11 protein-coding genes are annotated in these 11,765 nt (G+C 36.3%); 6 read left to right on the forward strand and 5 right to left on the reverse strand.

Annotation, left to right across the window (positions count from 1 at the left end; genetic code table 11):
* The first annotated feature begins 85 nt into the window (after positions 1-85).
* Together KHA97_RS00415 and fumC are read left to right on the forward strand one after the other, a co-directional pair.
* The gene (locus KHA97_RS00415; protein ID WP_213122833.1) at positions 86-2,161 is read left to right on the forward strand and encodes a transglycosylase domain-containing protein; all 2,076 of its coding nucleotides are present in this window, start codon (positions 86-88) and stop codon (positions 2,159-2,161) included.
* A gap of 245 nt (positions 2,162-2,406) precedes the next feature.
* Positions 2,407-3,789 (forward strand): class II fumarate hydratase, encoded by a 1,383-nt coding sequence (gene fumC / locus KHA97_RS00420; RefSeq protein ID WP_213122834.1) that lies wholly within the window; start codon positions 2,407-2,409, stop codon positions 3,787-3,789.
* Between the two features lie 399 nt (positions 3,790-4,188).
* Here fumC and KHA97_RS00425 read toward each other — a convergent pair whose 3' ends face one another.
* Entirely contained in the window at positions 4,189-4,392 is a 204-nt protein-coding gene (locus KHA97_RS00425) for an alpha/beta-type small acid-soluble spore protein (protein WP_213122835.1), read from the reverse strand.
* An 824-nt stretch (positions 4,393-5,216) separates the two neighbouring features.
* On the opposite strand from KHA97_RS00425, the gene KHA97_RS00430 reads away from it, so the two are divergent.
* Positions 5,217-5,819 (forward strand): histidine phosphatase family protein, encoded by a 603-nt coding sequence (locus tag KHA97_RS00430; RefSeq protein ID WP_213122836.1) that lies wholly within the window; start codon positions 5,217-5,219, stop codon positions 5,817-5,819.
* A 47-nt stretch (positions 5,820-5,866) separates the two neighbouring features.
* On the opposite strand, the gene KHA97_RS00435 is transcribed toward KHA97_RS00430, so the two are convergent.
* The 4 genes from KHA97_RS00435 to KHA97_RS00450 all read right to left on the reverse strand — a co-directional run bounded on the left by KHA97_RS00435 (position 5,867) and on the right by KHA97_RS00450 (position 8,667).
* The gene (locus KHA97_RS00435; protein WP_213122837.1) at positions 5,867-6,967 is read right to left on the reverse strand and encodes an ABC transporter ATP-binding protein; all 1,101 of its coding nucleotides are present in this window, start codon (positions 6,965-6,967) and stop codon (positions 5,867-5,869) included.
* A 115-nt stretch (positions 6,968-7,082) separates the two neighbouring features.
* Complete coding sequence (locus tag KHA97_RS00440) at positions 7,083-7,976, reverse strand: PucR family transcriptional regulator (protein ID WP_213122838.1); 894 nt, start codon at positions 7,974-7,976, stop codon at positions 7,083-7,085.
* A gap of 189 nt (positions 7,977-8,165) precedes the next feature.
* Positions 8,166-8,357 (reverse strand): hypothetical protein, encoded by a 192-nt coding sequence (locus tag KHA97_RS00445; protein ID WP_213122839.1) that lies wholly within the window; start codon positions 8,355-8,357, stop codon positions 8,166-8,168.
* Positions 8,358-8,448: 91 nt separating this feature from the next.
* Positions 8,449-8,667 carry a DUF5342 family protein gene (locus KHA97_RS00450; protein ID WP_213122840.1) on the reverse strand — a complete coding sequence of 73 codons (219 nt, stop codon included), beginning with the start codon at positions 8,665-8,667 and terminating at the stop codon, positions 8,449-8,451.
* Positions 8,668-8,827: 160 nt separating this feature from the next.
* Between KHA97_RS00450 and KHA97_RS00455 the strand changes: the two genes are divergently transcribed.
* The 3 genes from KHA97_RS00455 to KHA97_RS00465 all read left to right on the forward strand — a co-directional run bounded on the left by KHA97_RS00455 (position 8,828) and on the right by KHA97_RS00465 (position 11,700).
* Complete coding sequence (locus KHA97_RS00455) at positions 8,828-9,967, forward strand: DUF445 domain-containing protein (RefSeq protein WP_213122841.1); 1,140 nt, start codon at positions 8,828-8,830, stop codon at positions 9,965-9,967.
* Positions 9,968-10,001: 34 nt separating this feature from the next.
* The gene (locus tag KHA97_RS00460) at positions 10,002-10,355 is read left to right on the forward strand and encodes a YlbF family regulator (RefSeq protein ID WP_213122842.1); all 354 of its coding nucleotides are present in this window, start codon (positions 10,002-10,004) and stop codon (positions 10,353-10,355) included.
* A 478-nt stretch (positions 10,356-10,833) separates the two neighbouring features.
* Positions 10,834-11,700 (forward strand): Cof-type HAD-IIB family hydrolase, encoded by an 867-nt coding sequence (locus KHA97_RS00465; RefSeq protein ID WP_213122843.1) that lies wholly within the window; start codon positions 10,834-10,836, stop codon positions 11,698-11,700.
* The last annotated feature ends 65 nt before the right edge of the window (positions 11,701-11,765 follow it).

The following is an 11,765-nucleotide window of genomic DNA, read 5'->3' on the forward strand; positions in this document are numbered from 1 at the left end:
AAATCGAACTTTTGGTAAGGAATTAGTCTTTTAACAATCGTATATTATATAATAGTTGTTAAGCAGCGAAAGTGGGGACTTTTTGATGAAATACTTTATTTTAGCAAAAGAGGCGATTAGGAGATTTTGGAGAAGAACTCATCTTAATCAAATTATAATTTTGCTTTTATCATTATCTATATTGATTGGACTTGCTTATTTTGCCTATTTAGCGAGTGCAGCAAATGTCGAATCATTAAAAGAAGGCCTTTCTCAATCGACTGTTATTTATGATAAAGATGAGGACGAGGCAAGTAAAATATCAGCTAATAGGATCGAAGGAGTATCGATTGACAAAGTTCCATCTAATTTACAGAATGCTATTATCGCCATTGAAGATCACCGTTTCAAAGAGCATAAAGGATTTGATGTACAAGGAATCATGAGGGCGGTCTTCCTTAATCTAAAATCTGGACGAATAAGTGCAGGGGGAAGTACAATCACCCAACAATTGACCAAGGTTGCACTATTGTCACCTGAACGCACGTTCAAGAGAAAATTAGAAGAACTGTTTTTAGCGGTTGAAATGGAAAAGACATATTCAAAAGATGAGATTTTAGAAATGTATATGAATCAAGTGTATTTCGGAAGTGGTGCATATGGTGTACAAAATGCATCAAGAAAATATTTTGGGAAAGATGTAGAGAATATTACGTTAAGTGAAGCGGCAACGCTTGCTGGGATTATTAACCGCCCTACTGCGCTGGATCCTAATAATAATTATGATGGAGCCATGAAACGTCGTGATGTTGTACTAGGACAAATGAAAAAGTACAATATGATCTCAGATCAGCAATATCAAGACGCTGTCGCTGAAAAAATTGTGTTGAACGATAAAGGAGGCGACCCATTAAAAGGGAAATATCCTTATTATGTAGACGCGGTTATTAATGAAGCAATCAATTTATACGGATACACTCAAGATGAACTTTTAACAAAAGGATACAAAATATATACGGAAATGGATCAAAATCTTCAATCCTCACTCGAAAAGGTTTATGAGAATAATTCGCTTTTCCCAGTGAGCAGCGATGGAACATTGGCACAAAGTGGAGCAGTGTTGCTCGATCCAAGTTCTGGAGGATTAAGAGCGCTTGTGGGCGGTAGAGGAGATCATACATTCCGTGCCTATAATCGCGCTACACAATTAACAGCACAACCAGGATCTGTAATGAAACCATTAGCCGTGTACATTCCAGCATTAGAAACAGGGTATACTGTACAATCAAAACTTAAAGATGAGGCAGATTTATCTTATGATGGCTATCAGCCTAAAAACTATAATAACCAGTATCTTGGAGAAGTTCCGATGTATAAGGCGGTAGAAGACTCATTAAACGTACCGGCAGTTTGGTTATTAAATGAAATTGGTCTTAATAAGGGGATCGACTCTGTTACTAGATTTGGTCTTCCGCTTCAAGACAAGGACAAAAATCTAAGCTTAGCTCTCGGAGGAACGAGATCAGGTTATTCTCCTAAACAAATGGCTGAAGCATATGCAGTTTTTGCGAACGGCGGCCAAAGGGTGCAAAGTCATATAATAACGAAAATCGTTGGACCTACTGGAAACTTTGAAGTAGAAGTAAAACCTAAGAAAACCCGCGTTACAGACCGGAAAACAGCAGAACAAATGACTTCCATGTTATTAAACGTCGTAGAATCCGGAACCGGGAGGAATGCACAAATAAATGGATATACGATTGCAGGAAAAACTGGATCTACACAGCTTCCGTATGAAGACATAAAAGAAGGAACAAAAGATCAATGGTTCGTTGGCTATACTCCTAATCTGGTCGGAGCCGTATGGTTAGGTTACGATATAACTGATCGAAACCACTATTTAAAAGGTAAAAGTGGGGATACAGTAGTACCTGTTTTTCGTGCGATAATGAGCGGAGCACTTCCACATGTAGAAAAAATGAGTTTTGAAACTAAATCAATAAACCAACATTTACAGGAACAACAACAAGATAACATATCAATTAAAGAGAAATTTGATAAGTTCGATGAAAAGATGATAAAAGAAGCAGAGAAATGGAAAGAAAAGCTTGAAAAAGGAAAAGGTAATCTTAAAAAGTTTGAAGAAAAACTGAAAGACATCTATAACAAATATAGACATTAGGGGGGACGGAGTTTTTCGTCCTCTCATTTTTTTAGGAAACTCGTGGTTCTTATATAGCAGTTACCCGAAAAACAAAAATCCACTAATATCGCCAAATCCTTAGGTATTCCACGTCCTGTAAGCTTTTACATCGATGGGCAAGTAGCTCACGCTTTTCTTATTCTTATTATTGTAATAAAGATGAAAACTCGGAAGAATTATGAGAAAATAGAAATTGTGAAAAAGAGTAATAGGAGGCAATACATATGGATTATCGTATTGAGAAAGATACAATCGGTGAAATAAAAGTACCTCAAGATAAGTATTGGGGAGCACAAACACAAAGAAGTAAAGAAAATTTTAAGATTGGCGGAGAGAAAATGCCAATCGAGGTTATTAGGGCGTTCGCACAATTAAAGAAAGCAGCGGCTATTTCTAATAACAAGCTTGGAAAATTATCAGATGCCAAAACAGCGGTAATTACGCAAGCGTGTGATGAAGTTTTAGAGGGAAAATTCAATGATCATTTTCCACTTGTCGTATGGCAAACAGGCAGTGGTACACAGTCAAACATGAATGTGAATGAAGTCGTAGCAAGACGTGGAAATGAGTTTTTAAAAGAACAAGGTTCCGAAGAAAAAATTCATCCGAACGATGATATTAACATGTCACAAAGCTCAAACGATACGTTTCCAACTGCTATGCATGTAGCCGCATATCATGATATACATAGTCGTCTATTGCCAGCAATTAATCAATTGAAACAAACCCTTCTTAAAAAAGAAGAAGCCTATATGAACATTATTAAAATAGGTCGTACTCATTTACAAGATGCAACGCCAATTACACTTGGACAAGAAATTAGCGGTTGGCGTGCAATGCTTGATAAAAGTGAAAAAATGATTAAAGAAAGTGCAGAACATTTGCTTAGCCTTGCAATTGGTGGAACGGCTGTAGGTACAGGAATCAATGCTGATCCAAAATTCGGAGACATGGTTGCAGCTCAGCTTGGAGAACAAACAGGATATTCCTTTGTTTCTTCCGATAATAAATATCACGCATTAACAAGCCATGATGAAATCGTATATGCTCACGGTGCACTTAAAGGACTTGCTGCTGATTTAACAAAAATTGCCAATGATGTTCGCTGGTTGGCTAGTGGTCCAAGAAGTGGAATTGGCGAAATTACCATCCCTGCAAATGAGCCTGGAAGTTCCATTATGCCTGGTAAAGTAAATCCAACTCAAAGCGAGGCACTGACAATGGTGGCAGTTCAAGTATTCGGAAATGATGCTGCAATTGGATTTGCTGCTAGCCAAGGTAACTTTGAGCTTAATGTCTATAAACCTGTGATTATTTATAATTTCTTGCAATCCGTTCATTTACTAGCTGATGGAATGATTTCCTTTGACGTTAACTGTGTACAAGGACTAGAACCTAATACAGATGTAATCGAAGAAAACGTAAATCGCTCTTTAATGCTTGTAACAGCGCTGAATCCATACATTGGATACGAAAAAGCTGCAGAAATTGCAAAACTAGCATTTAAAGATGGCTCTACATTAAAAGAAGCTGCCATCAAAACAGGCTACGTTACTGAGGAACAATACGACGAATGGATTGTTCCAAGTAAAATGGTAAACCTCTAAGAAAAGTATAAACAAGAGATGGTACATGCTATGTAAAAGGTCACCAAATTTTTTATTGGTGACCTTTGTTGTTAAAAGTTGGATATCATAGCGTACCAATTGTTGTATAGGTACCCTTCGGCGTTGGAAATTGTGGTATAAGGTCAAAGCGTGAAGGACACCAATCGTAGTATAGATACAATCCCTCATTGCGGAAAGAGATTTGAAGTTCAGAAATTATAATATCCTGTTTTATTGAATTCAGAAATAATCAGTTAGGTAAACAATTAATGATAAAATTATTTTATAAAAAGAAACGTAATGTTTTATAGTCTAAAGATAAATTGATTTAAAGAAGCTGGCAAATAAACAGCCCCTGGTTTTATACCAAGGGCTTTTCCATTTGTATGAAATTGTGTGTTAGCGAGAGAAACCGCCAAGCTGTTGTTCAGCCATTTGCACTAAACGCTTTGTAATTTCTCCACCAACAGATCCGTTAGCACGAGAAGTTGTTTCTGCGCCAAGGTTCACTCCAAATTCTTGAGCAATTTCATATTTCATTTGATCAATTGCTTGTTCTGCACCGTTTACTAGAATTTGGTTGGAGTTGCTGTTGTTAGCCATTTTGTGTCATCTCCTTGTTGTGAAATATAGTAATGGTTGGGTCAGCCGGAATTGCACCGGCGCACGGGTCTCCGTGCCAACTTTGGATAACCCATTGATATGTCTCCGTTTGTATTTTGTATTATGATTTTTTTTACTTTAAAATATGCGCTAGCCCATCAGGGAATTTTCTCCAAATAATTTAGTTGTATGTAAAGTTAGTATGTTTCTTTTAATAGAAAAAACTCTCCCTGATTTTAGAGAATTCGTTTAGAATGAAATTATCAATATAATATTTTGAAACTTTGATGTGATCGCGGTTGAGATGTGGTTTGATATTGATTCGCAAAGAAAGTGGTTTAAAAATTGAATTTGCTCGATAATCCTAGTTTTATCTCGTCGAAACGGCACTAGAATGGAATTTGATCGATAAATCCTACATAATTCTCGATGAAACAGTATGAAAAAAGAAATTGGTCGATAAATGCAGCGTAATTCTCGATGAAGTCGTACGAAAAAAGAAATTGGTCGATAAATCCAGCGTAATTCTCGATGAAGCGGTACGAAAAAAGAAATTGGTCGATAAATCCATCGTAATTCTCGATGAAACAGCATGAAAAAGGAATTTGGTCGATAAATCAGTCGTAATTCTCGATGAAACTACACTAAAAAATGAACTGGTTCGATAATGCGGCATAATTCTCGATGAAACAAAACGAAAAATGGATTCCGTCGATGATCCCTTCTTGGGCGTAAATCATGTACAAAAAAACTTCCCCTTATTAGAGGCTAAGATAATAGGATGAATATGAATTAATTTAAAGGAAGTTTTGGGAGAGAGAGCGATGAATACGATTTACCTTGTACGTCATGGGATAAAAGAAAAATCTGTTGGAGATGCAAAATTATCAGCAAAAGGGATTCAACAAGCTGAAAAAACGGCATCTTTTTTCAGAGATAAGAAGATAGATGCAGTTTTTTCAAGCCCTTTAAGCAGAGCAAAAGAAACAGCTGCAATCATTGCAACTGCTATTGATAAAGATATCAATGAGGAAATAGGATTAAGGGAACGCGCTAATTGGGGAGATATACCGAATCAATCGTTTGATGAATTTGTAGAACTATGGGATAAATGTACTCGTGAACGCGATTATGAGCCGCCGAACGGAGTATCTGCCAGACAAGCTGGAAAAAGGATGGAACAATTTATTAATGAATGTAAAAATCAATATCCAGACAGTGAGATCATTGCTGTGACACATGGAGGAATTATTACGGATTTCATGGTGAATGTTTTTAATGCTGAGCAGTTAAATGATTTGCATTCTAATTTTATTGACGTTCAAAGCAAGCTTATTCCAGAGTGCTCCATTACAATTATTCGATATGATGGAATGAAATATTATATAGATGATTTTGCACAAGTAACGCATTTATTAGATAAATAGTAAATTAAAAACCCTCGCCATTTACGGCAAGGGTTTTAGTATTCATATTAGCGAATTCTTTGTTCAGTAGTGATATCAAAGAAGTGTGCTTTGTTCAAGTCAAAGGCAAGATCCATTTTTTGTCCTGGCTCAACGACTGTTCTGGAATCAATTTTAGAAACGAATTCTTGATTTCCAACTTTAGAATAAAGAATTGTTTCTGCACCAGTAAGCTCAGCAACTTCGATGACAACGTTTATTTTTGTACCTTGTGAAGCTTCAATGAATGCTGGCTCGTCATGAATATCTTCTGGACGAACACCAAGTACAAGATCCTTACCAACGTATCCTTGTTCACGAAGCATTTTCATTTTGCCTTCTGGAACAGCAATTTTAACTTTATTTTCAAGTGCAAAGCCATCAGCTTCAAGTTTGCCATGGAAGAAGTTCATTGCAGGAGAACCCATGAAACCACCAACAAAAATGTTATCTGGGTTATCATAAACTTCTTTAGGAGTTCCTACTTGTTGAATAATACCATCTTTCATAACTACGATACGACTTGCCATTGTCATAGCTTCTGTTTGGTCATGCGTTACATAGATAGTAGTAGTTTGTAGTCTTTGGTGAAGCTTTGCAATTTCAGCACGCATTTGTACACGAAGCTTAGCGTCAAGGTTAGAAAGCGGCTCGTCCATCAAGAATACTTTTGCGTCACGAACGATTGCACGGCCAAGAGCAACACGTTGGCGCTGACCACCGGAAAGAGCTTTTGGCTTACGATCTAGGAAGTTTTCAAGTCCGAGAATTTTAGCAGCTTCGTTTACACGTTGTTCAATGTCTTTTTTAGGCATTTTACGAAGTTTCAATCCGAATGCCATGTTATCATAAACACTCATATGTGGGTAAAGAGCGTAGTTCTGGAACACCATCGCGATGTCGCGGTCTTTTGGTGCAACATCATTTACTCTTTTATCATCAATATAGAAATCACCTTGTGTAATTTCTTCTAGTCCAGCGATCATACGTAGAGTAGTAGATTTACCACATCCAGATGGACCAACGAAAACGATGAATTCTTTGTCTTTTACGTGAAGATTGAAATCTTCTACAGCTGTTACTTTGTTGTCGTACACTTTATAAATACTGTCTAAGCGTAATTCTGCCACTATAATTCCCCCTAAAAATAATAATATGATTAATTTATAGTTTACAGAATCCGCTTTCATGAGACTATGGACATGGTGCACAAAAAAAGAACAGGATTTTTATGCAAGCTGCATATTATTTTTCGTCAATGTGCAAACAAGCCAAATAAGCAAAAAATGCACCATGAAATGTTTTAATGTCGATTCCTGTTTTTTCAATAAACTTATCAATTCTATATTGCAAGCTATTTCGATGCATAAACAGCTGTTTTGCGGTTAGGGTGGCATTTGACTGATTTTCAATATAAACTTTAATCGTTTCTGCCAATTCAATATCATCTTTTAAAAGGCTATGTACATCAGCAAACATAATATTTTTTTCAGCATTTGGAATCATTTGATATAAGAATAAGGGCAAGAGTTTTTCACGAGTAACTATTCTTTCTTCCGGGTGTTCTGTTAGGGATAGTTCTAAAAATGATTGTTCTAATGAAAATAATGATTTTAATGATGGCCCCGGTTCTTGAAAACGACCGATATAAAAATGAGTCTTAAAGAAAAAATCACTTTCGAAGGCTTGAATGGCAGAAAATAGTTCTTCTTCTGTAATCGATACATTACTTTGTTCTTCTATAATCACTCCTTGGCCACTATTAAAAGGAATTATGATCACTTCGTTTGGAAACAAGCTTTTCAATGCTTCTTCCCATTCATCAAATGGAAACTCATCACGAATATTTGAAATGGAAAAATGGATGAATCTAATTCGAACTGAATGAGTAGATGGAAGCTGACCATCATTTATTAAATAATCATGCCATTCATTGGCAAGAGCAGAAAGGGGCGGTTGCTTGCCAACATTTTCTATAGGGAATAATGCAAGTAATAAGGATCTTTCAGCCTCTGAGAGATTGGATTTTGGTATACCAATATAGTTACTGTCGCTTTGCAACCAAATATAGTTAGGGTTTGCAAGAGGTTTATGAGTAGAAATGGAATTTGGATATAATTGTAATAATCGATTGAACATGATGTCGCCTCTCTATTTTAATATTAAGGAATCTATATTTATTGAACTCAGGTTCCCGCGCCTATCGATTAGCAAACTTCCAGTCCTATTCTTTGCGTAAGTCAATACCAACGAAGTTTTAATTTCGATAAATAAGGTCGCTTTTGCTCTACTAATATAATAGGGCTGACATGATGCCAGCCCATCCCATTAAATTTCTTTCGGTTTATCCTCGGGGAAAAAATCAATGGCTTCCTCAATATTTGTGGAATCGGCTCGCATATGAACGGACCCTCCGGACATCCCCTCGTTAACCATTCTGTCAACATCAACATATAGCTGATCTCGACCTTCATATTGTGCATCTGGTAAAAATTCATACTCTTTTTTATCTTTACCCATTTTAAATTCAGCCTCCTCATACATAGTTTGGAGGCTGGATGAAAGGGACATTCATTTAATTAAATGGTAAATTTGTGTAATATATATTTTGTCACCGCTGATGATCATAAATATGATAAATCATTAGATCATGTATTTGTTTTTCCAAAACTGAAAGATGTACTCCATCAGGTGATTTTGATTGCCATTCAATATTACCATCAGGATGATAGATCCCTTTAAATTTCTGTTGCCCGAAATAAAAGGAAAAAAGCCACCCTGGGAGCTTATTTTCTTTATACAGTGATTGTATCTGGAAATGTTGAAGCATGAATATCACCTCATTCCTTATTGTATCAGAATAAAACACAACATTTAAAGACTATTCCCATTTTTTTAACGGATAAAGAGAATCCTTTTGCAGACTGAAAACGTAAAAACTATAATTGATTTACATTGCACCAATTGAGATGTATGAGAGGATGATATAGATGCCAAACTGGTTGTCGTTAATATTATTTATGATATTTGTTGGAGCAGCTATTGGAGGTTTTACAAATTTTATAGCTATTCGAATGTTATTTCGTCCATATAAAACATTTTATATCGGAAAGTGGCAACTTCCCTTTACTCCAGGTTTAATTCCAAAACGTCAAAATGAACTAGCCGCACAAATTGGAAAACTAATTGTCAATCATTTAGTGACACCTGAAAGCATACAAAAAAAGTTGTCGGAAGAAAAATTTAAACACGATATGGAAACATGGTTTTCAGGTAAAATTAGAAGTTTTTTGGAAAAAGGAATGACGTTGGAGGAACTCTTAAAAATAATTCATATCGAGAATCCGAGTAAAACAATCATTTCATATATGGACGCAAAAATCGAAAATAAATACGCAGGAATGAAAGATGAATTTTGGCAAAAAGAATTCCAAGACATTTTACCGATTGAATTAAATGAGAATATTCGCGGGAAAATTCCTGGTGCGTCTGACAGTATACTTCAAAAGACAATCGAGTACTTTTCAAGCCAGGAAGGAAAAGACAAAATTAAAGCTATGATAGAAGATTTTTTTAAGGATCGCGGAAGACTATGGAATATGATTCAAATGTTTATTGGTAACGATTCTTTGACTGAAAAAGTCCAGCCTGAAATTATCAAATTTTTAAATAGTCCAGGAACAAAATCGATGTTAACGAATGTTATAGAGTCGGAATGGGACAAAATGCAAAATAAGCCAGTAGGTGAAATATTAAAGCAATTGGAAGATGAAAAAGTGTTACTTTATATTAAAAGGTTTGTTAAGGATACCATCCAACTAGAAAAATTCTTTAAAAAAGATATTGCGGAAATCTTGCTGCCGTTTAGGGAAAAGCTTGAAGAGTCGTTTGTTCCGCGAATGTTAGATTCGGCGGGAATCTATATTGCCCAACGCTCAGGTGAAATAATGGAAAGATTCCAAGTGGAGGCGATTATCCGGGAACAGATTGAATCATTTTCTTTGCCGCACCTTGAGGAACTTGTCATCTCCATTGCTAAAAAAGAATTAGTCATGATCACATATTTAGGGGCAATTCTTGGTGGGTTAATCGGTCTAATTCAAGGTATTATCGTTTTGTTAACTTCGTAATATGATAATATGGCAGAAAGGAGGTTTTACCCTAATGGCAACAAATTTATATGATTATGCCTATGATCTTGAGAATGCTTTGCGAAATAGTGAAGAGTTTATTCATTTAAAGAATATGTATGCCGCAGTTGAAAATGATGAAATTGCAAAATCGATGTTCGATTCTTTTAGAAATATTCAAATGCAGCTACAGCAAAAGCAAATGGAAGGGCGAGATATTACAGAGACAGAAGTATTAGAGGCACAGGAAATTGCTAATCGCGTTCAAATGAATGAAAAAGTGACGATGCTTATGGAAGCTGAACAGCGAATGAGTATGTCCATTAATGAATTAAACAAAATCATTATGAAGCCACTTGATGAATTATATGGCTTTATAAATCGATAAGGAAAAATTGAATCTGTATAAAAACAAAACGGCCGCTTTCTAACGAAGGCGGCTTTCTATTTAGTATGTTGCAGGCGCCACAGCCTCTCGAGGTCATAAACCCGCGTTAATAAAGTCAAAGAGCGACTTTTTTTGCCTCTGAACATTTGCTTTCGGAGACCTTGATGCTGGTCAGGAAGGTGTTGGGACGTACAGGGATGTACTAGTGCAGGCGAAGCGACAGGACGTCGTTGCTAGAGCCTGCACATACTGGCGACTTCCGCCTTTCTTACCTGATCATGTTTCCTTTATCCCAGCCGAAAAACGAACGTCGAATAACAGCCACGTCCTATGGTGACAACCACGGCCCCACATCTTTAGTCTGTACGTCGATAAGCAAGGCGCTTGAGCTTTTCTAATAGCATGTGTTCTATCCCAATAGCTAACTACATAACTATAAGATAGGAATGTTATATTCTGCACGATGAGGGGGGACATCATGGTTTACAAAATGCTCGTTTTAAATATTGACGGTACATTATTACAGGATAATGGCCGCATAAATAAAATGACCCGTGAAGCAATTGAATTTGCGCAATCAAAAGATATTAAAGTCATTTTGGCCACAGCAAAAAATTTCCCAGCAGCTAAAAGAGTTGCGAAATCATTAAAAATAGATAATCATATTGTAGCCCATCAAGGTGGATATATAGCTAAAGAATTAAATAAGCCTGTTTATGTAAATAGAATACACGAGAATCTTACGAAGGAATTAACTACATTCCTTGAATCTTTTTCATGTCAAATAAAGCTTGTTCATGAAAAATTTTCCCTGGGAAATAAAGTGAAGCTTCCGGATAATATTCTAGCAAAGGTGGTATTCCAACGAGCGAACCGCTTTTCCTATTCCGAGCAATATGTTGATCAACTTAGTGAAAAACTTCTTGAAAATCCTGTATCTCCACCAAAAATTGAAGCTGTTTTTGAAACATCAGCCGATTTAAGCGATGCGAAAAAAGCAATAGAAGAAATGTATGATGAAGTTGTATGTATTGAAACTGAAAATAGAAGGCTCGACATTGTTGCTGCCGGAGTCTCAAAATTGGATGGTGTCAAATATTTATGTAATCAACATTTCATTAAAAGAGAAGAGGTTGTAGCGATTGGTGCGGGAATGGATGATCTCCCTTTAGTTCAATGGGCGGGGCTTGGTGTTGCTATGGGTAATGCCCCTTACGCCGTTCGTGCCGCAGCGGATTGGAACACGAGGACGAATAATGATAACGGTTTTGCTTACATGGTAAAAGAACATTTTCGTAAACAGTACAAACTTGAATTTTTGAGAAAAATCAATGTCTTAAAATAGTAAGTAAGAAAAACAGCACAATCACAATTATTTTGAAAGCTCTCCAAATGCGAGAGCTTTTTGCT

The sequence above is a fragment of the Lederbergia citri genome (assembly GCF_018343625.1).
GTDB classification, from domain to species: domain Bacteria; phylum Bacillota; class Bacilli; order Bacillales; family Bacillaceae_C; genus Lederbergia; species Lederbergia citri.